The organism is Streptomyces sp. M92 (genome assembly GCF_028473745.1).
Taxonomy (GTDB): domain Bacteria; phylum Actinomycetota; class Actinomycetes; order Streptomycetales; family Streptomycetaceae; genus Streptomyces.
In genome coordinates, this window is record NZ_CP101137.1 from 5,828,974 (window position 1) to 5,853,771 (window position 24,798).

General features: G+C 73.0%; 25 protein-coding genes and 3 pseudogenes. 14 read left to right on the plus strand and 14 right to left on the minus strand.

Going from position 1 to position 24,798, the window contains the following annotated elements; all coding sequences use genetic code 11:
* Nucleotides 1-6: 6 nt before the first annotated feature.
* Entirely contained in the window at nt 7-744 is a 738-nt protein-coding gene (locus tag M6G08_RS26520) for an SDR family NAD(P)-dependent oxidoreductase (protein WP_272589636.1), read from the minus strand.
* Between the two features lie 84 nt (nt 745-828).
* Here M6G08_RS26520 and M6G08_RS26525 point away from each other — a divergent pair, with 84 nt between their 5' ends.
* On the plus strand, nt 829-1,470 hold the full coding sequence (locus M6G08_RS26525; RefSeq protein ID WP_272589637.1) for a TetR/AcrR family transcriptional regulator: 642 nt from the start codon (nt 829-831) through the stop codon (nt 1,468-1,470).
* Between the two features lie 41 nt (nt 1,471-1,511).
* Here the strand turns inward: M6G08_RS26525 and M6G08_RS26530 are convergent, their stop codons facing one another.
* From M6G08_RS26530 to M6G08_RS26545, 4 genes are all read right to left on the minus strand, one after another.
* Nucleotides 1,512-2,045 carry a sulfurtransferase TusA family protein gene (locus M6G08_RS26530; protein WP_272589638.1) on the minus strand — a complete coding sequence of 178 codons (534 nt, stop codon included), beginning with the start codon at nt 2,043-2,045 and terminating at the stop codon, nt 1,512-1,514.
* Complete coding sequence (locus M6G08_RS26535) at nt 2,042-3,307, minus strand: MFS transporter (RefSeq protein WP_272589639.1); 1,266 nt, start codon at nt 3,305-3,307, stop codon at nt 2,042-2,044. Before M6G08_RS26535 ends, M6G08_RS26530 begins: the two co-directional genes overlap by 4 nt.
* A gap of 214 nt (nt 3,308-3,521) precedes the next feature.
* Nucleotides 3,522-3,875 carry a hypothetical protein gene (locus tag M6G08_RS26540; RefSeq protein ID WP_272589640.1) on the minus strand — a complete coding sequence of 118 codons (354 nt, stop codon included), beginning with the start codon at nt 3,873-3,875 and terminating at the stop codon, nt 3,522-3,524.
* 227 nt (nt 3,876-4,102) lie between these two features.
* A complete protein-coding gene (locus M6G08_RS26545) occupies nt 4,103-5,191 on the minus strand; it encodes a cation diffusion facilitator family transporter (RefSeq protein WP_272589641.1) in 1,089 nt (362 codons plus the stop codon).
* Between the two features lie 84 nt (nt 5,192-5,275).
* Here M6G08_RS26545 and M6G08_RS26550 point away from each other — a divergent pair, with 84 nt between their 5' ends.
* Nucleotides 5,276-5,635 carry an ArsR/SmtB family transcription factor gene (locus M6G08_RS26550; RefSeq protein ID WP_272589642.1) on the plus strand — a complete coding sequence of 120 codons (360 nt, stop codon included), beginning with the start codon at nt 5,276-5,278 and terminating at the stop codon, nt 5,633-5,635.
* 200 nt (nt 5,636-5,835) lie between these two features.
* On the opposite strand, the gene M6G08_RS26555 is transcribed toward M6G08_RS26550, so the two are convergent.
* Entirely contained in the window at nt 5,836-6,891 is a 1,056-nt protein-coding gene (locus M6G08_RS26555; protein WP_272589643.1) for a DUF1152 domain-containing protein, read from the minus strand.
* Nucleotides 6,888-8,327, minus strand: a complete 1,440-nt coding sequence (locus M6G08_RS26560) for a coproporphyrinogen-III oxidase family protein (RefSeq protein WP_272589644.1) — start codon at nt 8,325-8,327, stop codon at nt 6,888-6,890. Before M6G08_RS26560 ends, M6G08_RS26555 begins: the two co-directional genes overlap by 4 nt.
* Nucleotides 8,328-8,543: 216 nt before the next feature.
* Here M6G08_RS26560 and M6G08_RS26565 point away from each other — a divergent pair, with 216 nt between their 5' ends.
* From M6G08_RS26565 to M6G08_RS26580, 4 genes are read left to right on the plus strand one after another with little or no spacing between them, the layout of a single operon-like run.
* Nucleotides 8,544-9,797: an ATP-grasp domain-containing protein gene (locus M6G08_RS26565; RefSeq protein ID WP_272589645.1), complete on the plus strand. Its 1,254-nt coding sequence runs from the start codon at nt 8,544-8,546 to the stop codon at nt 9,795-9,797.
* Between the two features lie 4 nt (nt 9,798-9,801).
* Complete coding sequence (locus M6G08_RS26570; RefSeq protein ID WP_272589646.1) at nt 9,802-11,052, plus strand: ATP-grasp domain-containing protein; 1,251 nt, start codon at nt 9,802-9,804, stop codon at nt 11,050-11,052.
* Complete coding sequence (locus M6G08_RS26575; RefSeq protein WP_272589647.1) at nt 11,049-12,302, plus strand: MFS transporter; 1,254 nt, start codon at nt 11,049-11,051, stop codon at nt 12,300-12,302. The genes M6G08_RS26570 and M6G08_RS26575 overlap by 4 nt, the downstream gene beginning before the upstream one ends.
* Complete coding sequence (locus tag M6G08_RS26580) at nt 12,299-13,324, plus strand: GNAT family N-acetyltransferase (RefSeq protein ID WP_272589648.1); 1,026 nt, start codon at nt 12,299-12,301, stop codon at nt 13,322-13,324. Before M6G08_RS26575 ends, M6G08_RS26580 begins: the two co-directional genes overlap by 4 nt.
* Before the next feature lie 902 nt (nt 13,325-14,226).
* On the opposite strand, the gene M6G08_RS26585 is transcribed toward M6G08_RS26580, so the two are convergent.
* A complete protein-coding gene (locus M6G08_RS26585; RefSeq protein WP_272589649.1) occupies nt 14,227-14,688 on the minus strand; it encodes an SRPBCC family protein in 462 nt (153 codons plus the stop codon).
* A 535-nt stretch (nt 14,689-15,223) separates the two neighbouring features.
* On the opposite strand from M6G08_RS26585, the gene M6G08_RS26590 reads away from it, so the two are divergent.
* Nucleotides 15,224-15,820, plus strand: coding sequence for a DUF3291 domain-containing protein (locus tag M6G08_RS26590; RefSeq protein WP_272589650.1), 597 nt, complete (start codon nt 15,224-15,226; stop codon nt 15,818-15,820).
* Here the strand turns inward: M6G08_RS26590 and M6G08_RS26595 are convergent.
* Nucleotides 15,765-16,148 carry a zinc-binding metallopeptidase family protein gene (locus tag M6G08_RS26595; protein ID WP_272589651.1) on the minus strand — a complete coding sequence of 128 codons (384 nt, stop codon included), beginning with the start codon at nt 16,146-16,148 and terminating at the stop codon, nt 15,765-15,767. The two genes, M6G08_RS26590 and M6G08_RS26595, sit on opposite strands and share 56 nt — an antisense overlap.
* 329 nt (nt 16,149-16,477) lie before the next feature.
* On the opposite strand from M6G08_RS26595, the pseudogene M6G08_RS36135 reads away from it, so the two are divergent.
* The 3 genes and pseudogenes from M6G08_RS36135 to M6G08_RS26605 all read left to right on the plus strand — a co-directional run.
* Nucleotides 16,478-16,606, plus strand: a pseudogene (locus M6G08_RS36135) (AsnC family transcriptional regulator); the annotation flags it as partial.
* Between the two features lie 320 nt (nt 16,607-16,926).
* Nucleotides 16,927-17,097 (plus strand): annotated as a pseudogene (locus M6G08_RS36140) (hypothetical protein); the annotation flags it as partial.
* Nucleotides 17,098-17,199: 102 nt separating this feature from the next.
* Nucleotides 17,200-17,544: a hypothetical protein gene (locus M6G08_RS26605; protein WP_272589653.1), complete on the plus strand. Its 345-nt coding sequence runs from the start codon at nt 17,200-17,202 to the stop codon at nt 17,542-17,544.
* Here the strand turns inward: M6G08_RS26605 and M6G08_RS26610 are convergent.
* Nucleotides 17,534-18,388: an NmrA family NAD(P)-binding protein gene (locus tag M6G08_RS26610; protein WP_272589654.1), complete on the minus strand. Its 855-nt coding sequence runs from the start codon at nt 18,386-18,388 to the stop codon at nt 17,534-17,536. The genes M6G08_RS26605 and M6G08_RS26610 overlap by 11 nt on opposite strands.
* A 174-nt stretch (nt 18,389-18,562) precedes the next feature.
* Between M6G08_RS26610 and M6G08_RS26615 the strand changes: the two genes are divergently transcribed.
* Complete coding sequence (locus M6G08_RS26615; RefSeq protein ID WP_272589655.1) at nt 18,563-19,147, plus strand: TetR/AcrR family transcriptional regulator; 585 nt, start codon at nt 18,563-18,565, stop codon at nt 19,145-19,147.
* Nucleotides 19,148-19,217: 70 nt separating this feature from the next.
* Here M6G08_RS26615 and M6G08_RS36145 read toward each other — a convergent pair whose 3' ends face one another.
* Nucleotides 19,218-19,421 (minus strand): hypothetical protein, encoded by a 204-nt coding sequence (locus tag M6G08_RS36145; protein ID WP_443048977.1) that lies wholly within the window; start codon nt 19,419-19,421, stop codon nt 19,218-19,220.
* 95 nt (nt 19,422-19,516) lie between these two features.
* Nucleotides 19,517-20,101: pseudogene (locus tag M6G08_RS26625) on the minus strand (transposase); the annotation flags it as partial.
* Nucleotides 20,102-20,433: 332 nt separating this feature from the next.
* Here M6G08_RS26625 and M6G08_RS26630 point away from each other — a divergent pair.
* Nucleotides 20,434-21,435 (plus strand): NAD-dependent epimerase/dehydratase family protein, encoded by a 1,002-nt coding sequence (locus tag M6G08_RS26630; RefSeq protein WP_272589656.1) that lies wholly within the window; start codon nt 20,434-20,436, stop codon nt 21,433-21,435.
* A 16-nt stretch (nt 21,436-21,451) separates the two neighbouring features.
* Here the strand turns inward: M6G08_RS26630 and M6G08_RS26635 are convergent, their stop codons facing one another.
* Complete coding sequence (locus M6G08_RS26635; RefSeq protein WP_272589657.1) at nt 21,452-22,564, minus strand: sensor histidine kinase; 1,113 nt, start codon at nt 22,562-22,564, stop codon at nt 21,452-21,454.
* Between the two features lies 1 nt (nt 22,565).
* Nucleotides 22,566-23,327 carry a response regulator transcription factor gene (locus M6G08_RS26640; RefSeq protein ID WP_272589658.1) on the minus strand — a complete coding sequence of 254 codons (762 nt, stop codon included), beginning with the start codon at nt 23,325-23,327 and terminating at the stop codon, nt 22,566-22,568.
* Nucleotides 23,328-23,441: 114 nt separating this feature from the next.
* Here M6G08_RS26640 and M6G08_RS26645 point away from each other — a divergent pair, with 114 nt between their 5' ends.
* Together M6G08_RS26645 and M6G08_RS26650 are read left to right on the plus strand one after the other, a co-directional pair.
* Nucleotides 23,442-24,149 (plus strand): glycosyltransferase family 2 protein, encoded by a 708-nt coding sequence (locus M6G08_RS26645; RefSeq protein ID WP_272589659.1) that lies wholly within the window; start codon nt 23,442-23,444, stop codon nt 24,147-24,149.
* Nucleotides 24,146-24,784: a TIGR04282 family arsenosugar biosynthesis glycosyltransferase gene (locus M6G08_RS26650; protein WP_272589660.1), complete on the plus strand. Its 639-nt coding sequence runs from the start codon at nt 24,146-24,148 to the stop codon at nt 24,782-24,784. The genes M6G08_RS26645 and M6G08_RS26650 overlap by 4 nt, the downstream gene beginning before the upstream one ends.
* Nucleotides 24,785-24,798: the final 14 nt, after the last annotated feature.

Sequence of the window (24,798 nt, forward strand, 5' to 3'; positions counted from 1 at the left end):
CGGCGTTCAGGCCCGGGTGTAGCCGCCGTCGGCGAAGAGTTCGGCGCCGGTGACGAACGACGAGGCGTCCGAGGCCAGGAAGAGGGCGGCTTCGGCGATTTCCTCGGCGTCTGCCAGCCGCCCCAGTGGCACGGTGGCCTCGGCGAACTGGTCGGCGGCCGACCCCGCGGCGTCCAGCAGGCCGGGGGTCCGTGTGGGGCCCGGGCTGAGCACGTTGACCCTGAACCGGCGCTCCCGCGACTGCCGGGCCCAGTTGTGCACGAGGTTGCTGACCGCCGCCTTCGAGGCACTGTAGACCTCCAGTTGCTCGTTGGGCCGCACGCTGTTGCTCGATCCGACGACCAGGACGGAGGCGTTCTCCGCCAGCAGCCAGAGCGCCTTCTGGACGGTGAACAGTGTGCCCTTGACGTTGACGGCGAGTGTCAGGTCGACGTTCGCCTCGGTGTGGGCGCCGAGCGCGGCGTCCGCGGCGATTCCCGCGTTCGCCACCAGTACGTCGATGCGTCCGACCTCCTCGCGGACTCGCGCGTAGAGCGCGTCCAGGTCGGCCAGGACCGAGACGTCGGACCGTACGCCCGTGGCCGCGGGGCCCAACTCCCCGACCGCCGCTCGCAGGCGGTCGGTGTCCCGGCCGGTCACGAAGACCCGGGCGCCTTCCCGGACGAAGCGGTGGGCGACGGCCAGCCCGATCCCGCTGGTCCCGCCGGTGATCACTGCCACCTTGTCCTGCAGCACGCCTGACATGTTGCCACCCCTCAGTTATGGAATCGATCGTCCATAACGTAAGCCGTAATGGACGATCGAGTCAAGAATGAGTAGAGTGAGGCCATGCCGAGACCACGCGCATTCGACGAGCAGCGAGTACTGGAGCGGGCCCGGGAGCAGTTCTGGGCGACCGGCTATGCGGGAACCCGGATGGACGACATCGCCCGAGCGACCGGCCTGGGCAAGGGCAGTCTGTACGGCGCGTTCGGTGACAAGGGCCAGCTGTTCCACCGCGTGTTCGGCGACTGGTGCACCGCGGTCGTCGAGGTGGCCGAGGCACACCTGGCCGATGGCCCGGACGCGGAGGCCTTGACCCGGCTGTCGGGATACGTGCGCCTCATGGCGGAGAACGCCGCCTCCGACACCGAACGTCGCGGGTGCCTGTTGGCCAAGGGCGCGGCGGAGCTGGCCCAGCACGATCCGACGGTCGCCGGGCGGTCGGCCGAGACCATGACGGCGTTGCTGACCCTGCTGCGGACGGAGATCAGCGCCGCCCAGCGCCACGGCGACATCGACAGCGCCGCAGATCCGGAGCGGCTGGCGGCACTGCTGCTCACGGTGGTCCGCGGAATCGAGGCGGTGGGCAAGGCCGGCCTGGACCCGGAGAGGCTGCGGAACGTCGCGGACACCGCACTGGCGGTCCTGCCGGTGCCCGAGGGCCGCGATCGCTCCACCACCCGGCGCGGTCCGGCCCACGAGAACTGACTCGGTGCCGTCAGGGCAACAGGATCCGCCGGTCGGCACACCTAGTTGTCGCGTGGGGCCGGGACGTCGACGACGGCAGCGTGGCGCGGCGTCGGACCCGGACGTCCAGCGGTCGGCGGCTCAGGACGCGCGGACGAAGCTCGCACAGCCATGGCGGACGGCGACGCCCCTGCCCGGGGCGTCCAGGCCGTGTCCTCGCCACCGGCGCCGGCTTGCGCACCGTCACCGCCTCGCCGGGCCGGGCCGGCGGGGTGGAGCGGGTCGTCAGCCGCCCGGATCGTCCGCGTGCCAGGGGCGGTTGCTCGGGTGGGGCGAGCGCCGGCAGCGATCCGCAGTGCGTACACAGGCTCGTCGGCGGCGTTCGGTACACGACCGAGATAGTGGTGTCCGGTCATGTGGCACCAGGCGGGCAGGTCCAGCGGTGCGGCCGGGTCGGTGGCGACGACGTGGACGACGGTGCCCGGCTGCGCGCCGTCGATCTCCTCGCGTACGCGTAGGAGGAGGGTGACGCGGAGCAGGCCGGTGCCGTCGATGGTGATGCCGGGCGTGGGAGTTTCGTGGTGGGTGGATTTCATCGGCGGTAGGCGGTGGCGGCGACGGCGGGCAGGAGGGCGAGGGAGAGGGCCCCGCCGGTGAGAGCGAGGGCGGGGTAGCTGGTGGCGGCCACCATGATGCCGGAGGCCATGCCGCCGGTGGCGCCGGCTATGGCGATGGAGACGTCGACCAGGCCCTGGGTCTTGGCGCGGGTGGCGAGCGGCACGGTGTCGGTGATGATCGCGGTGCCCGAGACCAGGCCGAAGTTCCAGCCCAGCCCCAGCAGGGCGAGCGCGAGCGCGAGGAGCGCGATGGAGTCGCCGGGGGCGAGCGCGGCGAGACTGCCGGACGCCAGCAGGGTGGTACCGGAGGCGGCGGCGACCCTCATACGGCCGTAGCGGTCGACGAGCCAGCCGGTGAGCGGGGAGGGCAGGTACATGGCGCCGATGTGGACGCCGATGACGAGGCCGGAGGCGGCGGTGGAGTGGCCGCGGTCGTGCATGTGGACCGGCGTCATCGTCATGATCGCGACCATGACGAGCTGAGTGAGGATCATGACCAGCGTGCCGAGGACCACGCCGCCGCGTCCCTCACCTGTGTCGGCAGCTTCGGTGGCGACCGGGTCGGCCGCGGCGTCGGCTTCCCGGGCCTGGGCGACGGCGCGGGCCAGGAGCAGCGGGTCGGGGCGCAGCCAGAGGGTGAGGACGAGCGCGGCCAGCGCGTAGGCGGCGCCGGAGATGACGAAGAGTCCGGCGAGACGGGGAATGCCGAGGTGTTCGGCGAGGGTGCCTGCGGGGGCGGCGAGGTTGGGGCCGGCGACACCGCCGAGGGTGGTGGCGACCAGGACGGTGGAGACCGCGCGGGCGCGGTGTCCGGCCGGTGCGAGGTCGGCTCCGGCGTAGCGGGCCTGGAGGTTGGTGGCGGTACCGGCGCCGTAGACGAACAGGGAGGTGAACAGCAGGGCGGGGTTGTCGACGACGGCCGCGGTGATGACGCCGGCCGAACCGACGGCGCCGGTGAGGTAGCCGATGGCGAGACCGGGACGGCGGCCGCGGGCCTGGGAGATGCGGCCGACGGCGACGGCGGTGAGGGCGGAGCCGGCGGTGAACAGGGCGCTGGGCAGTCCGGCGAGGCTGGTGGTGCCGAGCATGTCCTGGGCGAGAAGGGCGCCGACGGTGACTCCGGCTGCGAGCCCTGCGCCACTGAGGATCTGCGAGGCGACCAGGACCCGCAGGATCCGTCGTTGGGCGCGGGCCGGAGCGGACATGCGTTCCGGCTGTACGGCGGGTGCGGCGTTGGTCATCTCTCTCCTGTGTGTGAGGAAGCCTGGCAGGGCGGACCGCTCGGGCCGCGCGCGCCCTCCGGCGGCGAGGGCGCCTCCGGGCCGCAGGGCCTGGAGCGGGCCGGACACGCTGAACGCCGCACGCGCCAGCCCGTTCCGGCGCCAGAAAGCGCTCGGGGAGCGGGCGACGGCCTTGACGGCGGCGCCCATCCACACCGGAGAGGCCCGGGCCAGGCTACGAGGTCGGCGGGGAGGGTGTCGCCGAAGTCGACGCGTGCCAGGGCCAGGGCGGGAGGATCGGCCAGGACGAGGTGCTCGGCATGGAAGGTGCCTGCCGGGCTGAGTACGTCGAGGCCCGGCCGGTCGAGGGGACGCCGGTGACGGGCGTGTCCGGCCGAAGAGGCCCGGTGGGCAGCGCGGCGGCGAGGGCGTCGGCGACGCTCTGCGCTCCGGTGGCGAAACGGCGGGAAGGGGTATCGGCCAAATTGCCGGTGCGGCGGCGGACGCCGGTCGTCTCCCGGAGCACCGTGTCGCCGGCGAGGTGCTGGGCGATGGTTTCGATGCCGCTGCGTGCGGCCAGGGCACGCACGCACTCCTCCCCGTCGCAGAACCAGGTGGCTCGCAGGTCGATCGCCCGGTCGGGGTGTGAGGTCGTAGCCGGTCCTGCATTGGCACAGCCGGGCGAGGGGCATGAGGATCTCGTCGCGGTCCTCGCCGTCCCCGAGGCGGAGGGCGCCTGGCCGGTGGCCCGTTTTCGGGGCGGGGAGGGTCACTTGTGCTCCCTGCGGTCCGGGACGGGCGGGTCGGCCGTGGGTGTCAGGCCGCGGCGTGGTGGGCCAGGAGGTGGTGCGGGTCGCGCTCACCGGTGTCGGGCTCGACGTCGGTGTGGACGATCACGGCGGTCAGTCTCGGGACGGCGTGCAACAGCGCGTGTTCGGCCTCGACCGCGATGCGGTGTCCGGCCCGGACGCTGAGGTGACCGTCGACGACGATGTCCGCCTCGGCGCGCAGGCGGTGGCCGATCCAGCGCAGCCGCAGCCCGCCGACCTCTCGTACGCCGGGCACCCGGCGCAGTGCGGTCTCGGCGGCGTCGACGAGGGCGGGATCGACGGCGTCCATCACGCGGCGGAAGACCTCGCGTGCCGCGTCGCGCAGGACCATCAGGATCGCCGCGGTGATCAGCAGTCCGACCACGGGGTCGGCGAACTGCCAGCCCAGGCCGGCGCCACCGGCGCCGAGGAGTACGGCCAGGGAGGTGTAGCCGTCGGTGCGGGCGTGCAGCCCGTCGGCGACCAGCGCGGCGGACCCGATCTCGCGGCCGACCCTGATGCGGTAGCGGGCCACCCACTCGTTCCCGATGAACCCGATCACGGCCGCCGCAGCGACCACCCACAGGTGCCGCATCTCGCGCGGGTCGACCAGCCGGTCGATCGCGGTCCAGGCGGCGAAGACGGCTGAGGCGGCGATGGTGGCCACGATGACGATGCCCGCCAGATCCTCGGCGCGGCCGTAGCCGTAGGTGAAGCGCCGGGTGGCGGCACGTCGGCCCAGAAGGAAGGCGATGCCCAGCGGTACCGCGGTCAGCGCGTCGGCGGCGTTGTGCACGGTGTCGCCCAGCAGTGCGACCGAGCCCGAGATCACCACGATCACCGCCTGCGCGACGGCGGTGACGCCCAGAACCGCCAGGGACGTCCACAGCGCGCGCAGACCTCGCGCCGACGACTCCAGCGCCGAGTCCAGCCTGTCGGCCGACTCGTGGGAGTGCGGCACCAGCAGATGCCCGGCCCGGTGCCGCAGCCGAGCGAACCGTCCGACTCCCCCACCGTGCGCGTGGCCGTGCGGGGCGTGGGAGTCGTGTCCGTCCGGGTGGCCGGGGCGCCAGTGGTGGCCGTGGTCGTGGCTCACGGGGTCCTCCTCGTGCGGGTGCGCGGGCAGGGCGAAGCCGCGCCCCGTTGGACACGGGAGCGGCACACGCTCCATTATGTGCGTATGAGCGCACGCACGCACCTGTCAACTGCGCACGATGCGCACCCGCGCAACCCGCGCGAGGAGCAGTTCGCCCTCGCGGCCGAGATCCTCGCCCTCCTCGGCGACCGCACCCGCCTGGCCCTGCTGCACGCCCTGGCCCAGCGGGAAGCGGACGTGACCACCCTGACCGAGGCGTGCGGCGCCCAGCGCCCCGCCGTCAGCCAGCACCTGGCACGCCTGCGCCTGAGCGGCCTGGTCACCACCCGCAAGGAAGGACGCCGCGTCATCTACACCCTGGCCGACGGACACCTGCGGCGCGTCGTCGACGAAGCACTGAATCTCGCCGACCACCAACTGACCCACCGCCCCCCGCACGACTGACCTCAGGGCCCGGCACCCGGTTCACAGTGACGACGGCCACGGTGCTCGCGCCGGCCCACTCCCCGGCGGGCCGCCCGGGGACGCGGCCCCGCTCGTGAGCGGCGTCGCGCGCTGTCCGCCGTTCGCCACCGAGGCGCTCGACCGACCGGGCGGCGAGGGACCGGCGTCCCCGCGGGGACGCCGGTCCCCCCGACAGCGGCTCAGGTCAGCCGGAGCAGCGGGGTGTCGCCGCCGAGGGCCTCCCGCACGGACGGGATGGCCGTCCAGGGGAGGTCGAGGGCGCGGGCGGCGTACCGGAGGGTGACGTGGTCGGCTCCGTCGGCCGCTTCGCGGAGTGTCTTCATCGCCCGCTCCCGGTCGAGGAGGGCGGCGCTCCCGGCGAGCGCGTGGTCACCAGGCGCGCGATCACGCTCCGGGGCCAGTCCGGGGATGCCGGTGAGCCGGTGGGAGAGGTCGGCCGCCGCCTCCAGGGTGGCAGGGCGCTCGTCCAGCAGGGCTCGCGCGACCGGGTTGTGGTCGACGGCCTCCCGCAGCGGCAGGTGGTACAGACGCGGGGAGACGGAGGTGAGCCGGACGGTGCGGTGGACGGTCCGGACCGTACCGCGGGCGCCGTGGACGGCGGCGGCCCACAGGGCGGACGCCTCGGAGGGGTGCCAGGCGAGCGCGGGACCGGCCGCCGAGGCCGCGTCCGGGCCGGGAGTGAGCGGGTGGCGGCCGGTGAGGCGTTCGAGCAGCAGCCGTTCGTCGATCTCGCCGTCGAGGCCGGGTCCGGCGACGTAGACGGTGGTGGGCACGCCGGCGAGGCGGCAGGCGGCGAGGGTCAGGGCGTCCCCGAACGGGCTGCGCAGGGTGGGCTCGTCGCCGTGGGTGAGGACGTCGCCGCCGACGTCGATGACGCGGATCCGGCCGCCGGCCGCCTCGGCCATGGTCTCGATCTGCCGCGACAGGGAGGTGAGCCCCCGGGCGGGGTCGAGGAGCAGCAGCCGGGCGGGCAGGTCCCTGGCCAGGCCGGGCATGGTGGATCCGGCCGGCGGGCGGGCCCGGGTGGCGGAGGCGAAGGCCGTCGCGCCGGCTTCGCGGGTGAGCCCGGTGAAGTCCCGCCGCCCGAGGGGCCGGGCGGTGGGGTCGACCTCGGGGCGTTCCCAGGCGTACGTGGCGATCAGCGGCGGGGCCGGGTCGACGGTGACGGTGCGGGCGGCGATGAGGGCGCCGATGGGGTCGCCCCCTCCGCCCGCCGCGACGTACAGGTCGCTCATGCGACGTGCTCGCGCAGGTCGATGCCGGTGATGCGTAAGGGCGTCGTCCCCATGTTGGTCCGCGCGCGCCGGTTGGCGGCGTGGAGAGTCTCGTAGTACTCGCGGTCGAGTGCCTTGACGGGCTCCGAGTAGAACATCCAGGAGAGGATGTCGCGGTACTTGAAGCCCTTGGGAGTGAGCTGGACGCGGCGGCCGATGCGGTGGAGGAGGCCGTTGGACTCGGCCGCGTCGAGGATGGGTTCGAACTCGGCGGCGTGCTGCTGGTAGCCGAAGCGGTCGAGTTCCGAGAGATCCAGGTCGAAGGTGTCGAGGACGAGGCGCTTGCGGACGCTCTCCTCGCCGGTCAGCTCGAAGCCGGTGACGGGGGCGAGTTCGTGGCTCCGCGCCCTCTTGATGTAGTCGGCGACCTCGGCCGTCGAGGGCTTCACGCTGCCGCTCATGTAGTCGAGCACGCTGGTGTAGGAGCGGGCGCCGACGCCGAGGCCGAGCAGCGGGACGCCGTGGAAGGTGAGGACCTTCTGGGCGTAGCCCCCTCGGCCGGGCCTCTTGTAGCGGACGGAGCCCTCCTGGACGTAGCCGTGCTCGAGGAAGACCTGGCGGGCGTAGTCGTAGCGGTCGTACAGCTCGGGCTGCCACATGTACTGGTAGGCGCCGGTCTTGGAGAACCAGGCGTCCGGCCGCACGGTGAGGAAGTAGGTGCTGATGGTGGTGGGCCGCAACCGGGCCAGCTCGTCGACGCTGTGGCGCCAGGTCTCGGGGGTCTGGCCGGCGAATCCCATGATCAGGTCGGTGGACAGGTCGGGCAGGCCGAGTTCGTGCGCGGTGTGCACGGCCCGGCGGATGACGTCCTCGTCCTCGCCGCCGCGGCCGGCTTCGCGGATCTCGCGGGGTACGAGGGACTGGATGCCGACGTTGGCCCGGGTGAGCCCCATGCCGATCAGGGCCTTGAACTCGCCGGGCTCGTCGGCGATGGAGGACGGGGTGGCCTCGACGGCCACTTCTTCGACGGTGGAGCGCCAGTTGGGGTAGACGGCTCCGATGGTGGTGAAGATCTGCTCGAAGTGCCGGGGTCTGAGCAGGGCGGGGGTGCCGCCGCCGATGTAGACGGTGCGCAGGCGCCGGGCCTGGATGATCTCCGCGTGGTCGCGGATCTGGGTGCAGAGGGCGTCGGTGTAGGCGTCGAAGACGTCCTCGTCGGTGCTGATGATCGTGTAGAGGTTGCAGAAGCCGCACTTGCGGTCGCAGAAGGGGACGTGAAGGTAGAGGTTGAGCTCGGGGACCTGGTGGTTGGCGAGGTCCTTCTCCCACACGTCGTGGATGGTCCACCTGCCCTCCTGGAGGGGGCGGTAGGTGGAGCGGGGCGGGTACGAGTACTGGTAGGGCGGGATGACGCCCTGGTCGATGTAGTCGGCGAGTTGCTGGTGCAGGCTGGTCACTGCGGTGATCCCCGTTCGGGTCTCGGATGCGGGTTACCTGACGTGGCGATCCGACCACGGAGTGCGCGCACCGTTCCATGAGGTGTGTGCACCAAATGCACGTCGGCTACTGGTCAGTTGGCTGGTCATTGCTCCAAATGGCGGCGCTCTGCGAGGAGTTGTTTTCGTCGGTCGAGCCCATAGTCGTCCGCTGTGCCCTGCGGCTTTGCTGGTCGCATGACGATCGGTGGGGGCCCGCGCGGGCCGGCAGTGCTGGTGATCGAGCCGATGGGCAACGCGGGGCGCTTCCTCGTGGAGGCCGCCGAGCGGCTGGGTCTGCGGTTGTACGCGGCGACGCACGAGGACATCCACGACGGCTATCCGGTGTGGCTGCGCTCGGCCCTCGCCGGGGTGTGCGCGACGGATCTCACGGACACGCCGAAGGCGCTGCGCGACATGGACGTCTTCTGCCGGCGTCACTCCGTCTCGGGCGTCGTCGCCTGCTTCGAGCTGTTCACGCCGCTCGCCGCCCTGCTCGCCCGGCGGGTCGGCCTGCCCGGCAACGACCCGGCGCTCGCGCACGCGGCCAGGAACAAGATCCGCATGGGCGAGGCGTTCGCCGCCGCCGGGGTCCCCGCGCCCCGCTGGACGGTCGTGCACGACGCGGCCGAGGCACAGCGGGTGGCGAGGTCGGGCGAGCTGGGACGGCCGCTGGTGGTGAAGCCCGCGGAGCAGGGGGGCTCGTGGGGAGTGTCCGTGGTGTACACCCCCCACGAGCTGCCCCGCGCCGTCGAGGCGGCCCGGCGGTACACCCACGCGCACCCGCACGGTCTCGAGCTCGACACGCGGGTCCTGCTCCAGGAGTACGTCCCCGGCGCGGAGTACTCGTGCGACACGGTCGTCGCGGACGGGGTCGCCCATCCCCTGCCGGTCGTCAGGAAGGACACCACCGAGGGCCGGTACCGGATCGAGACCGGGCACACCTGCCCGTCCGGTCTGGCCCCGCCGCTCGCCAGGAAGGTGCAGGACGTCGCGGCGCGGGCGGCACTCGCCGTCGGTGTGCGCAACGGGATCGCCCACACGGAGGTGAAGATCCCCCGGTCCACACAGACGCCCCATGTGATCGAGACCGGCGCCCGGCTGCCGGGCGACAACCTGTGCGAGGTCGTCGAGGCGGCGACGGGCGTGAGCGAAGCGGTGGCCTGTCTCCAGGCCGTGCTCGGCCGGGATCCCGACACCGTCGCCTCCCGTACCCGGGCGGCGGCGATCCGGTTCCTGCTGCCCGAGCGGGGCGGGGTGCTCCGGCGGGTGTCCGTTCCCGAGATGCCCGGCACGCACAGCGAGTTGCACCTGAGTCCCGGCGACACGGTGCCGGAGCCGGCGGACTCGAGCTGCCGCGTCGGGCACGTGGTCGCCCACGCGGAAACGGTTGACCAGGCATGCGGGCTGGCCGGCCGGGTGGCCGCCCGGTCCCGAGTGGAAGTGGGCTGAACAGATGCGCAAGATCGCGTTCTTACGGTCGGTCGGTATCCGACGCGCCGACCCCTACATCCAGCGAGCCGTGCGCGGGCTCGCCGCCGACGGAATCGAGGCCGGGCTCTTCCATACCAGCGGCCGTGCCGCCGACGGTGACTTCCCCGGATACCGGGAGCGGCTGGACCGGTCGGTGACGCCGCGGGCGCTGGCCGACGCGGTCGCCGCGTGGGGAGCGGATGCCGCGGTGTCGATCTCGCTGCCCTGCGAGAACGCGGTGCGTGACGCGGCGGCCAAGGCCTTGCTGGACGCCGAGGGCATTCCGACGATCATGACTCCGCTCGCTTCGACGATGCTGCTGGTGGACAAGTGGGAGACCAAGCGGCTGTGCGAGCAGGCCGGGTTGAGGGTGCCGGACGGCTTCCGCGTCGACTCCGATCTGCTGGCGGGGCGGGGTCTGCCGGTGCCCGGCTACCGGGACGCCCTGCGGGTGCGGGCCGGGCAGATCGGCTATCCGCTGATGTCGAAGCCCGTGTGGGACTCGACCAGCATGGGCATCCGCACCCTCCGCGGTGCCGCCGACCTCGACGCCTACCTCGCCTCCCCGCCGGAGGGGTCCGCGGTGGTGGAGGAGGTCGTCGAGGGCGACCTGTGCAGCGTGGACATCGTGGGGCGCCCCGGTTCCTACCGGGTGCTGCCGCTGTGCTGGACCGGGCGCGCCGGGGCGGAGCCCGTTTTCACCTTCGCCGATCTGCGCTGGTGCGGTCCCCGCGGGGAAGCGGACGCCGCGTTCGCCGGCGTGGCCCGCACCCTGGTCACCCTGTGCGGGGACCTCGGGGTGTGCGGGTCGGTCAACGTCGACATGGTGTACACCGGCGGCCATTTCGTCGTCCTGGAGATCAACCCGCGCATCGGCGGCGCCACCACCCTGTCGTGCGCCGCGTCGGGCACGAACACCTTCGCGTCCCTCGCCCGCATGGCCCGGGGCCTGCCCGTCACGGACGGCATGGCAGAACGCACCGGGTGGGCCGTCGAGTTCCTCGCCGAGGAGGGCATCCCACCGGCGGCGGTGGCCGAGCTGCGGCAGCGGGTGGCGGTGGTCACCGCGCACGGTCTGGTCATCGACGGTGTCTTGCGCGGGGACATCGTCGCGTTCACCCTCGCCGAGGGCGAGGAGGACCGCACGGTGAAGGCGCTGGCGGAACTGCACGGGACGACCGGCTTCCCCTCGGCCGGCGTCATCGGCAAGATCCGCTCCCTGCTGTGCCCGTGAGCACGGTGACGCAGGCCCGCGGCCGCTCCCGTACCGCGGAACGGCTCGGCGTACCCGTGCTGCGGGGACACGGCCTCTTCGTCGCCGGCAACCTGATCGACTCCGTCGGCAACGGCATGCTCCTGCCGCTGGGGCTGCTGTACTTCACCGACGTACGGGGCCTGCCGCTGGCGCAGGTGGGGATGGCCACGACGGTGGGGCAGGCGATCGCCCTGCCGGTCACGTTCCTCGCCGGGCGTCTCATGGACAGGGTGGGGCCCAAACCGGTCGTGGTGTGGGCGAACGTCGTCGCCGCGGCCGGGTTCGCCCTGTTCCTGGCCGCGACCGAGCTGTGGCACGTCGTCGGTGTGTACGTGCTGGTGCAGGCCGGGATCAACATGTACTTCACCGCGCAGCGCACCCTGATCACGCACGTCACCGAAGCCGGGGAGCGGCGGGCGTGGTTCGCGTTCACCGGTTCGCTGCGCAACATCGGGCTCGCCGGGGGCGCCGCCGCGGCGGCGGGGGCGCTGACGGTGCTCGGCCAGGGTTCGCTGAGGTGGATGATCGCGGTCGACGCCGCGACGTACCTGCTGGCCGCCCTCTGCTTCGCCGCTCTCACCACCACCGCTCCGCCAGCGGAGGACGCCGCACCGGAGACGGTGGTGGACCGGAAGGACGACACGCGCCGCTACCTGCTCCTCGTGGCCGCGAACATCCCCTACGTCCTCGCCCAGGCGATGTTCTCCGTGCTCATCGCCGTCTACACCACCCGCTCCCTGGGGCTGCCCGCGTCGGCGGCGAGTGTGCTGTTCGTCGTCAACACCGTGATCGTCTCCGGGTTGTCGACCGTCGTCACCGCGCAGGTCGCGCCGAGCGTTCCCCGCCGCGCGGTGGCTGCCGGGTACCTGGTCATGGCGTCGGCGATGGGCGCGTTCGCCGTGCCCGCGCTGCCCCGCCTCGCCTTCACCGCGTGGGTCGCCCTCGTCGGGGCGACGGTGTTGTTCAGCGTCGCGGAGATCCTTCTCGGGCCGGCGTTGAGCGAGCTGTCGGTCAGCCTCACTCCCGGGGCCGCGCGGGGCTTCACGCAGGGGCTGTACCAGTTCTCGTGGGCCGTCGGCATGGTCGCCGCTCCCGCCCTGTTCACCCTGTTGCTGGCGGCCGGTCCGCTCCTGCCGTGGGGCGTCGAGGCCGCCGCCTGCCTGATCGCCGTCCTCGCCGCGCCCGCCCTCAAGGCCCCCAACCGCCATCGCCGGAGGAAACCCCGTTGATCACGAGCCTCGTCGATTCCGTCCGCGCCGTTCCCGCCGCCGAGTGGGAGCGCCTGGCCCGGCCGGCCGGCTTCTATCTCTCCCACCGGTGGCTCGCCGGTGAGGAGGACGACTTCACCGCCCGGTGCGCGTACGCGCTCGTCCGGGACCGCGCGGGCACCCTGCTCGCCGCCGCGCCCCTCTACCTCGTACGACACGAACCGAACGACTACTACCTGCCCGGCACGGTGCTGCCCGCGCCCCCGTGGCCCCGCGTGATCGCCGGAGCACGGCGCGGCTACCACAACACGCCACTCGTCGCCCGCGGCCTCGAGGCCGCGGAGCGGGACGGCTGCCTCATGCTGTTGCGCGACGCCGCACGGCACTTCGCCGACCGGCACGGCACCACGCACTGGTGGCCGTACCTCACCACGCCGGCCGCCGAACAGCTCGCTCCTCTGTACCCCGGCCGTCCCCTCCACCTGGAGGACGACGCCCTCATCCCGTTGCCCGGCACGGGCATCGACGACTACATCGACTCCCTGCCCTCGCGGCGCCGTACCGGAATTCGCCGCGAACGCCGTGCCTTCGCCGCGGCCGGCCTGGACGTACGCCACCAGGCGCTCGCGGACTGCCTGAACGACGCGGGCGCACTGCTCGCCGGCCATCAGCAAGACCACGGGCACGACCGGGACGGTGTCGACGCGATGACCGGGCTCCTCGAGCGGCAGGCCGCGGCGATGGGCGACGAGGCGCGTGTGGTGGCCGCCTACGACGGGCGTCGGATGACCGGGTTCTGCCTGTACTACCACTACGGGGCGACGACATGGATCCGCGCGGTCGCCGTCGACCGGCGCCACCCCGCCCCGCACCTGTACTTCAACCTCATGTACTACCTCCCCGTCGAAGACGCCTACACCCACGGCACCACCGCCCTGCACGCGGGCATGACGACCGTCGAGGCCAAGCGCCGGCGTGGCGCGTCGGTGTCCGGGCTGTGGGCACTGGCCGACCAGTGGCGGGGCTGGGACCGCTCAGGCTGAGCCGCGGTGTGTGCGTTTCGTCGAGCTGTCCGGCGGGGCGCGACGTCAGCTGCGCGCGATGGTGAACTGACCGAAGCCTGCGGACGGGCGGGGGCGCTGAGCGGGTGCTTCGTGACCGACCGAGCAAGGGCCGCCGGGCGACCGGGCACCAAGCGCCGACGTACGTTGTACGCACGATGTGCACCCTGGCTTCCCGGCCGGTGGCCCAGTGAGCGGCTGGTGGGCCTGCTTGGAGGAACGGGCCCGTCGAGAGGTCGATGCCAGTGTGCTCCTCGACCGGCGGATGTCGGCGGTCAGGGCCGTCTGGGAAGCGCTGCGCCCACTGGGGGTGGGTGGGCACGAAGCCGAACAGGTGGTCCACGCCCGATCCGCGGCTCTCGGCGACCGCGTGCAGCCCAGGCCGTCCGATCCGCTGGACGTCCACTCGCTGGCAGCCCTCGCCGCGGCCCTCCCAGGCCGTGTGGAAGCGGTGGAAGGGCTCTCGGACGGCGATGCGGTCCACGATTGGTTCGTGCTCCTGGTCGCGGTCCTGGACGCACCAGGCAGGGAGGGCCGGCTGGCGACCGTCCACCGAGGCCGTGACGGCGCTCCTCCTGGCGTCGCCGCCGCCAGGGCCGGCCAGGCGCTGGCCGACCACCTTCACGTGCCTTTCCACTTCCCGTCCCCGGACGTCCCTGACGACGACGCGCCGCGCTGGAGGCGATCCAGAGGTTGACGGAAGGGCCGTCCCCGTGCCTGACAGTGCCTGACCCGTTCCGTGTCGCCGACGAAGCTTCCCGAGGCGTGACACGCCCTTTCGTGTCCGGCCATCTCTCTGTCCGGATCGTCCTACGCGCGTGTCGGCGCCGGCGCCACGTGGTCACCGACGCCGACACCGCTGCGCGTCAGGGACCGGGACGGGGTCACTCCCCCGGACTGATGCGCCCGCGCCATGCTCCGGACTCGCCGCCGCGGCCTTCGATGTACTCCTTGAAACGCCGCATGTCGTCCTTCACCCGCCGGTCGAGTACTCCCAGCATGTCACCGGTCTTCTCGACGGTACCGGTGGGATCGACCTCCATCACGAGTTCGACCCGGGTGTGCGTGTCGTCCAGCCGCTGGAAGCGCACCGTGCCCTTCTGCTGGCTGTCACCCTCGGTCGTGCGCCACGTGATGCGCTCGTCGGGGAGCTGATCGACGATCTCGGTGTCGAACTCGCGCTTCACTCCGCTGATCTTGGTGGTCCAGTGATTGCGGCGCTCGTCGAGCTGCCTGACTTCCTCGACCCCTTCCATGAACCGCGGGAACTCCTCGAACTGGGTCCACTGGTTGTAGGCGGTGTGCACGGGGACCTCGACTTCCACCGCTTCCTTGACCGTGCTCATCCGGGAACCTGCCTTTCGATCGGGTCTGTTGGATCCATCGCCGCCGGGAGCCAGCAGCACGCGGCCCCGGCACGCTGCCCGAGTACCCACGATCAACCGGCTGACGACCGGTCGTCCCACCGAACCGTGCCGCCGGCAGGTCGCGCCGCCTCTCGCACAAGGCCGCGTACTTCGTCGGCATCGCCGCCGCGCTGATCTGCTGGCGGTTGACTGCCCAGTGAGGGTGGCTGCGCCGACGACGGTGGAGGTCGACCTTCTTCGGGCAGCCGCCCGGCCATCGAGGCATCGCCCACCGTTCACGCCCGCAGGCCGCTCAACAGCCCGATAACAAGGCGGCCTTGCACCTGCAGGCGTCCAGGGCACGGGTAAGAGAGGCCACTTGGGCGAGGAAAGCGCAACTTCGACATCGCCCCCGGCGGCAGCTACCTTCACCCGCGTCTTCGGCGATCCTCCACGGTCACGCAGCAATTGTCTGCGGGCGCATCCGTAAGCCACCGAACCAGGTCCACACCAGACAACCCACCAGGAGAGACGAATGACCCGCCTTGCTCTGTACACATTCGGCGTCCTGAAGTCACCTCTCGCCGATCCCGCACCTCTCACGCGCGAGTTCTACGAAATCGGCGAGGCCGTCTACCGGGAGATGAGTCAGCGCTCCGGATACCTCGCGCGAGCCGAACCGGCGGAATGGGACCGGGGAGCGCTCTTCGGGGCGGACTGGGGTGCGTGGGGGGAGTTCGTCGCGCCGGCCTGGTACGACAACGGTCATACGCCGGAAACCACCGCCCTGGCGTCGACCCTCTCGCTCTGGACCGAGCTGCGCCTCGCCTTCGACGCCATCTACACCGGTCTGCACCATGAGGCGCTGAGCAGGCGCTACGACTGGTTCGAGAGGACGGGACACCCCAATTACGTGTTCTGGTGGGTCCCCGACGGCGTGACACCCACCTGGCACGACGGGGTCTCCAGGTTGGAGCATCTCCACGACCATGGCTCCGCGCCCCGCGCCTTCACCTTCCACGAGTCGTTCGCCCCGGACGGAACTCCGAGCAGGCACGGGGCCGACTGCCGGCATCTCAGTTCGGTTCGTGCCCTGCCCCGGCGGCGGCCCGGCGCGGTTCGACGCGGCTGAGGAAGTCGGCACGCCGCCGGGGGTCGGTGGCCAGCTCCACCGCGACGTGTGCCAGGGCGGTCGCGCCGTCCAGGACGGCCCGGTCGGCGCCCGTACCGGTCCCGTGGCGGGCGAAGTCGGCGGTGTGCTGAAGTGCGCCGCCTGCGTCGTAGCCGATGCGCGGGTGCAGCGACGGTACGGCGTGGGAGACGTTGCCCATGTCGGTGGAGGCCATCAGCTCGCCGTGGCGGGGCGCCGGGTCGCGGCCCGGCGCGCGTGCGGACCGGAGGTAGGCGGAGGTCAGGAACGGGTCCTGCCGGAGATCGGCGAAGTCGTGGCCGCGCTGCACGACGTCCGATTCCCGCTCCGGTGGCCAGGTCGCCCGCCTCCAGGCAGGCCCGGACCCGCCGGCGAGCCGCGGCCGGTTCCCTCGTGCTGCGGGCGCGCACCTCGTAGCGTGCCGGCGCGCGCTCGGGAATGACGTTGACCGCGTGGCCCGCCTCGTGCACGACGGCGTGGACCAGGGTGCCCGGCGGCAACTGCTGGCGCAGCACGCCGACGGCCGTGTGCGCCAGGGTCACGGCGTCGAGCGCGTTAGCGCGAAGCGGTGACTACAGTGCGAGCTCCATCGGAAGCGTTCGCCGACTTCGCAAGAATCGTGCGGGAAGGCCGACCGCGATGAAGGAATCAGTCAGCGTCACCGAGCTCGACCTCGCCCTGGTGTACGCGCTCCAGATCCGGCCGCGTGCCGCGTGGACCGAGATCGCGCCCTCCCTGGGAGTGACGGCCGTTACCCTGGCCCGCCGTTGGGAGCGGCTGACGGAAGCAGGGGCTGGCGTGGCTGTCCGCCGTCCCCAACCCGCCTACTCCCACTCCCGCCGCACCGCTTTCGTCCCCGTGGGATGCCGGCCCGCTGCGCGGGAGTCACTGGCCGCCCGGATCGCCGAGCTGAATGAGGCGGCGACCGTCGAGCTGACCGCTCCGGGCAGCGCCGACCTGCTGGGGGACGTGCTGGCCGCCAACCCGGCCGACGTGCACCGGTTCGTCGACGAACACCTGGCACCCCCGACCGAAGTGACGTCGGTGGAGGGCCTGTTCGCCACGTCCCCGTACACGGAGGGCAGCCGGTGGCGGCTCGGTTCCCTGGACCCCGCACAGCTCTTCGCCCTGGGCCGTCGGCAGGGCGGTGCTCCGGACGCCGAGGCGTCCGCGTCCGCTCCGGCGAGGTCGACCGCGCGCTGCTCGACGCCCTGGCTCACGACGGACGCCTCGGACGGGCCACTCTGGCGCAACGCCTGGACGTCAGCGCCGCGACCGTCCGCAGACGGCTCGGCAGACTCACGCGTTCGGGGACGGTGGCCTTCCGCTGCGACGTGGCACCCGAACTCACGGGGCTTCCGGTGGCCGTGACCTTCCGGGGCCGGGCGCCGGTCAGGGACGTCAACACCCTGCACCGCACGCTGGCCACCCTGCACGGTTGCCGGCTGGTCGCCGCCGTCACCGGCACTTCCACGGTCCTGGCCACCTATTGGCTGCCCGGCATCGGCTCCGTGCAGCAGCACGAGACGGCCATGGCCGCGCGCCTGGACGCCCTGGAGATCACCGATCGGATCATCGGCGCCCGAACCGTCAAACGCACGGGGCACCTGTTGGACCGAGCGGGCCGGCGGGTCGGCACCCGTCCGGTGCGGTCCTTGGTAGCGCCCTGGTGGCGCACCGTCGTAACGAAGCGCTTCAGGCGGTGATGCCGGCTGCGAGCCGGTCAGTGACGCTGAGGGGCTCGCGGCCGAGGAGTTCGGCCAGCAGGGGACCGGCTTCCGCGAAGTGACCGGCCCGGGCTGCCTGGTACCAGGTGAGCATGAGGCGGGCCATCTGCTCCGGGACGCCGATCGCTATCTGATCGGCGACCCACTGTTCGTCGTCCAGGACGACACGCTTGACGGTGCGGCCGGTGAGGTCGGCGGCGATCTTGGCCAAGTCGTCCAGGGTGACGGCGGTGGGCGCGGTGAGGTCGACCGGGCCGTCGAAGGAGCGGTCACCGGCGAGGATGACGGCGATGGCCTCGGCCACGTCGGCACGGTCGGTGTACGGGACGGGACCGTCTTCCGGCCGGGCGACCCGCCCGGTCCGCTGCCACGGGCCGAGCACCTCGTCCAGGGTGCCGTAGGCGCCGTTGCGCAGTGCGGTCCAGGCGACTCCGGACTCGGCCAGGATCGCCTCCGTGGCGATGTGCGTCCCCGACGGCGGGTACGGGTTGCCGGGGACGGCGGCGAGCTGGCTCGTGTAGAGGATCCGCTGGGCACCGGCCGCGACGGCGGCCTCGACGGCGTTTCGGTGCAGGCCGACCAGGTCGGCCGCCGGGTCGTTGCCGGACACCAGAAGCACCTGTTCGGCACCGGCGAAGGATTCGCGCAGCGCGGCCGGGTCGTCGTAGGAGCCCTGCCGCACACGTACACCGCGGTCCGCGAGGTGGTGCGCCTTGGCGACGTCGCGGACGCTGACGCCGATCCGGTCGGCGGGTATGCGCTTGAGGAGGTGTTCGACGGTGGCCCCGTTCAGAGCCCCGGTGGCACCGGTGACAACGATCATGTTCCTGCCTCTTCCTGTGCGCCCACACCGGTTCCACGCCTGGTGGGGGCCGCACCATAAACTGACCACGCAGGTCAGTTTCGCGCTTTTCGGCCACCGTAGGTAAGCTGACCCTGCGAGTCAAGTTTCGGTGATGAACGACAGTGGGAGACGGTGAGGACCTTGGCCGGTGCGGTGCCTTCGGAACCCCGGCTGCGCGCCGACGCCAGGCGCAATTCCGAGCAGATCCGCTCCGCCGCGATCGGCGCCTTCCAGGGGCGGGGCCTGACGGTGCCGCTGGAGGAGGTCGCCAAGGCGGCGGGGGTGAGCAAAGCCACGATCTTCAACCGGTTCGGCGGTCGGATCGGCCTCATCGAGGCCGTCATCGAAGAGGTCGTCGCGACGGAGCTGTTCGCCGTCATCGAGAGCGCTCGGACCATCGACGACGTCGGTGAGCGGATCGCGTACTACCTCACCGCGCTCCGCGACCTCCAGTACCGCCAGCCCTCGGTCAACGACGTCCTGCTGCAGACGTACCCGCACTCACAGCAGCTCATGGACATCTGCCGGGCCGGGAGCGAGGCCAACGACGAGATCGTCGCGGCGGCGCGGGCCGCCGGCGCGCTGCGGCCGGAGTTCACGGCGGGCGACCTGCACGCTCTCGTCATCGACACCGCCCTGGCCCTGAAGCACGGCGAGCGGCCGCATCGGGACGACTACGACCGCCGCACCGCCTACCTCCTGGACGGGATCCGCCCGCGCCGGTCCGCCGCAAGCTGACGGTGACAGCGCCGTGGTCCCGTGCGGCCGGGTCGCGCCGCCCGCGGGACCCGGCCTCCCGGAGCAGGAGCTACCCGCGGTCCGCCTCGGTCATCACGCCGAGGACGTCGGGCAGGAGCGCCGCGGCGGTGCAGTCGGCGGTGACGAGGTAGGAGATGACCGCCTGTTCGTTGATGCCCGTAGCAGGGCAGGACGGGGGCCCGCGCCAAGCCGGCGCGGACTTGGTGGTATTGGTGGCGAGATCGCGGGCGGCGGCACTGAGCTTGTCGTTCATCCAGTTCGACGCGGCTTCGTGCCCGCCTTGTGGTGGGCAGGGCGGCTGAACGCCTCGCCGCTTGCAAGGACCCGGCCCACGTCATGACGGGTGGCCGGGCGGCGGTTCTTCGAACCCGGTGGCCGACCGGGGCCGGGACGGGAAGTCTGCACTGGCAGGTCGCCTAGCAGGTGGGAGATGCGCGGGGCGTCGTATCCGGCGTCCAGCACGACCAGGGCCTCGGGGTCGCCCGGCTGCCACTGGCCGGCGGCGACGAGCCGCTCGACGACGTCGCGGATCTGCACCGAGGTCACAGCGGCGACGTCCGCCCCCTGGCTCCAGGCGGACCGCGTCCAGCACTGCCGTCCGGGACGTGCGGCCGGTCTCCAGTGCGGCCACGACCGAGTACGGCCAGCCGGGCACCATCTGGTGCTTGCCCTCGCCCCGGCCGAACGTGTGACAGAAGGCCCGGTCAGGGCAGGTGTTGGCGTCCGGCCGCGACCACGGCGAGACATCCACAGCCAGCACGAGCCGGCCCTCTGCCGCCCTCGGCAGCGGCATCCCGGCCAAAGCACGACGCAGCCTGACGACGTCGATCCGCCCCTGATTGAGCCCGCCGTAGAGGGCCCCGTGCCCGCGGCGGGCTCAGGCGCGAGCGCGAGGTCGACCAGCGTCCGCACCGGCCCGTCCGTGCACCGGACACACCACCGGGCGAGGCAGCGGAGGAGGCGGCACCGGACTGCGAGCCACCGTGCGGCAACTGTGTCCGGTGCGAGGCGGAGGATGCCGACGACGTCCAAGACCCGGCCGAGACCCGCCGGCCCGTGCATCGCACCGCCTCCCGCTGTCTCGTGAGACGCCGACCGACCGGGACGACCTGCTCAGGGTGGTGCGCCGGCCGTAGCAGGAACGAGGAGGGCGGGACGGTCACCGGAGCGCGAACAGCCGTGCAGAAGCCGCCCGCTTCTTACGGACCCGTGACGTGCCGCTCGCGGCGCGCGGTGCGGGCGTCGGGTGGGCCTAGCGTGGGCGCATGCGCGTACTGGTCACCGGCGGTGCCGGGTTCATCGGGTCCCACGTCGTCGATGCCCTGCGGGAGCACGGGCACGATGCCGTCTGCTTCGATGTGCGCGAGGATCCCGGCGACGACGTGCGTGACCCGGCGGCCGTGGCGCGGGCCCTGACGGGGGTGGACGCCGTGTGCCACCAGGCGGCGATGGTCGGGCTCGGCACCGGGTTCGCCGACGCCGCGGAGTACGTCTCGCGCAACGACCTCGGCACCGCCGTACTGCTCGCCGCGATGGCCGAGGCGGGCGTGCGGCGGCTCGTGCTGGCCGGGTCGATGGTCGTGTACGGGGAAGGGCGCTACGGCTGTCCGCGGCACGGGGTGGTGCGGCCGGGTCCGCGCGCGGTGGCCGACCTGGCGGCGGGACGCTTCGAGCCCCCGTGCCCGGTGTGCGGTGCGGACCTGGTGCCGGGGCTGGTCGGTGAGGACGCCCCGGCCGATCCGCGCAACGTGTACGCGACCACCAAACTGACCCAGGAACACCTGGCCGCCGCCTGGGCCAGGGCGACCGGCGCTACGGCGGTGTCGCTGCGCTACCACAACGTGTACGGGCCCCGGATGCCCCGTGACACCCCGTATGCCGGTGTCGCCTCCTTCTTCCGCTCCGCGCTCGCGCGCGGCGAGGCTCCGCGGGTCTTCGAGGACGGGTGTCAGCGCCGGGACTTCGTGCACGTGCGGGACGTGGCCGCGGCGAACGTCGCCGCGCTGACGGTCCGGAGGCCGGGCGGCGGCCTCGTCGCCTACAACACCGGCAGCGGTGAGCCGCACACGGTCGGGGAGATGGCCGGTGCCCTGGCGGCGGCGTACGGCGGGCCGGAACCCGTCGTCACCGGCGAGTACCGTCTGGGCGACGTACGCCACATCACCGCGGACTCCGCGCGGCTGCGGAACGAGACGGGGTGGCGGCCTCTGGTCGGGTTCGCCGAGGGCATGCGGGAGTTCGCGCGGGCCGAGTTGCGCCGGCCCTGACCGCGGGCCCGGGGGCTCAGGTCTCCGCCGGGGGCAGGAGCACCTCGAAGCGGCAGCCGCCCGGGATGTTGCGGACCGTGGCGCGGCCGCGGTGGGCCTCGACGATGCCGCGCACGATGGCCAGGCCCAGGCCCGCGCCGGCCGGGGGCGTACGGGCGTGGGTGCCGCGCCAGCCGGTGTCGAAGACCCGGGGCAGGTCCTCTTCGGGGATGCCGCCGCAGCCGTCGGTCACCGAGACCACCACCCCCTCGGGGGAGCGCTCGGCGGCGACCGCGACCGTGCCGTCGGCGGGGGTTCGGCGGATCGCGTTGACGAGGAGGTTGCCGAGGACCCGGCTCATCTCCTTGCCGTCCACCTCGACCGGTACGGCCGCCACCGCGTCGCCGACCAGCCGTACCCCGTGTTCGCGGGCGAGCGGGTCCGCGCCCGCGAGGGCGTCGCCGACCAGGTCGTAGAGGGACATTCGGGCGGGAGCGAGGGGAAGCGTGCCGGCGTGGATGCGGGAGAGTTCGAAGAGATCGCCGACCATGTCGTTGAGGCGTTCCACCTCGGTGCGGATCTGGCGCAGATAGCGGTCGGGGTCGGCGGCGACGCCGTCCTCCAGGGCCTCCGACATGGCGCGCAGGCCGGCCAGTGGGGTGCGCAGGTCGTGCGAGATCCAGGTGACCAGTTCGCGCCGGGAGGTCTCCAGGGCGCGTTCCCGTTCGCGGGACTCGGCGAGCCGGGCGCTGGTGGCCGCCAGTTCCCGGCTGAGCGCGTCGAGTTCGGCGGTGGCCGGAGTGGTGGGCGCCGCGTAGTCGCCGTCGTCTCCGAACGAGCGGGCCGCCGCCGCCAGTTCCCGGCTTCTGGCGACCACCCAGCGGCCGAGCAGCAACGCGGTGGCGAGGGAGACGACGGCGGCCATGGCCACGACGGTCGTGACGACGGACAGGTCGTGCGGGGACAGGAACATCGCCCACGCGACGGCGAGGGTGCCCGCGAGCATCGCGAGGACGGCGACGGCTGCCACCACGGCGAGCGACGCCGTCAGCGAGCGACGCCGGATCAGCCGCAGCACGCCCGCGCCGGCCAGGCCGGCGGCGGCGGCGCCCGCGAAGGCGTAAAGGGCGATGAGGAGGGTGTCGTGCACGTCAGTCCGTCTCCCGTCCGGCGGGGTCGAAGCGGTAGCCCACACCCCACACCGTCTGAATCAGCCGGGGGCGGGCCGGATCGTCCTCGACCTTGCCGCGCAGCCGCCGTACGTGGACGGTGACGGTGGACAGGTCGCCGAAGTCCCAGCCCCACACCTCGCGCATCAGGTCCTCCCGGGCGAAGGCCTGCCCGGGGTGCCGGAGGAAGAAGGCGAGCAGGTCGAACTCGCGCAGGGTCAGGGCCAGTTCGACGCCGTCCTTGGTGGCCCGGCGGGCGGTGGGGTCGGCGGTCAGTCCGGCCGCGGACGGCGGGCGCGGCGCGGCGGCGGGCCGGGTCCGGCGCAGCACCGACTCCACCCTCAGCACCAGCTCCCGCGGGCTGAACGGCTTGGTCACGTAGTCGTCGGCGCCGACCTCGAGGCCCAGGATCCGGTCGTCCTCGTCGCCTCGGGCGGTCAGCATGATGACCGGCACGGGTCCCGTGCCGCGTATCCGCCGGCACACTTCGAGGCCGTCCATGCCGGGCAGCATCAGGTCCAGCACGACCAGGTCCGGCCAGTGCGCCGCGGCTCGGTCGAGCGCGGCCGGACCGTCGTCGGCCCGGTCCACGACGTGGCCCGCGCGCTCCAGGTAACCGGCGACGACTTCCGCGACCGTGGGGTCGTCGTCGACGACCAGGATCCGGGCGGGCGGGCCGGGGGCTCCGTCCGGCGGTCTGCGGGGGGACAGGTCCGTGAAGCCGGACTCTTGCGGCTGCTGCATGCGCCCAGCCTCGCACCGCGGGCCCGCGGGCGTCGCCGCCGGGAGCCGTCCCAGCCGCGACGTCCGTGTTTCGTAAGGACCGGAAGTCCGGTTCGCGCGTTTTGCGCTCGTAGGGTGAAAGCCGTGACCACCTCACCCCCTCCGGACGTCGACGTCGTACTCCCGTGCCTGGACGAGGCCCGGGCCCTGCCCTGGGTCCTGTCCCGTGTCCCGGCCGGCTGGCGCGCGCTCGTCGTCGACAACGGCTCCACCGACGGCTCCGCGGACATCGCCCGCGCGCACGGCGCCACGGTCGTGGCCGAGCCGCGCCGTGGTTTCGGCGCCGCCTGCCACGCCGGCCTGACCGCCGCCACCGCCGACGTCGTCTGCTTCTGCGACTGCGACGCCTCCCTCGATCCCGCTCTGCTGGTCCCCTTCGTGCGCGAGATCCTCGCCGGCGGCACCGACCTCGTCCTCGGCCGCAGACGCCCCCAGGGCCGGGGAACGTGGCCCGCGCACGCCCGTGCCGGGAACCTCGCCCTCGCCCGGATGCTGCGCCGCCGCACCGGCCTGCGCCTGCACGACCTGGGCCCGCTGCGCGCGGCCCGCCGCGAGGCGCTGCTCGCCCTCGGTCTCACCGACCGGCGCAGCGGCTACCCGCTCCAGATGGTGGTCCGCGCCGCCGACGCCGGCTGGCGGGTCACCGAGCACGACGTGCCGTACCTGCCGCGCACCGGCGCCTCGAAGGTGACGGGCACCTGGCGCGGCACCTGGCACGCCGTACGGGACATGCGGCGCGTCCTGGCCGAGCAACCGGACGTCCGAGAGGAGACCTCGGGATGAGCGCCGCGACCACTCTCCTCGTCATCGCCAAGGAGCCGCGCCCCGGCCGGGTCAAGACCCGGCTCACCCCGCCCTTCACCCCCGCCGAGGCGGCCGCACTGGCCGAGGCGGCGCTCGCCGACACCCTGCACGCCGTGGCCGCGACCCCCGCGCTCCGCCGGGTTCTGGTGCTCGCCGGAGAAGCGGGCCCCTGGCTGCCGGACGGCTTCGACGTCGTACCGCAGTGCCGGGGGGACCTCGACGAACGGCTCGCCGCCGCGTTCGCCGGGTGTTCGGGGCCCGCCCTGCTGATCGGGATGGACACCCCGCAGGTGACACCGGAACTGCTCGACGTGGACTTCGCCGACTGCGACGCCTGCTTCGGGCCGGCCGAGGACGGCGGCTTCTGGGCCCTGGGCCTGTCCCGCCCCGACCCCGCGCTGCTGCGGGGCGTGCCCATGTCGACGCCGGTGACGGGAGCCGTGCAGCGCGGGCGGCTGCTCGCGGCCGGGCTGCGGGTACGCGACCTGCCGCCGCTCCGGGACGTCGACACCGCCGACGACGCGCGGGCCGTGGCAGCGCTGGCCCCGCACGGACGCTTCGCCGCCCGGCTCGCGGCGTGCGCCCTGGACGCGGACCGGCGGACGAGCCGGTGAGGGCGGCTCCGCGC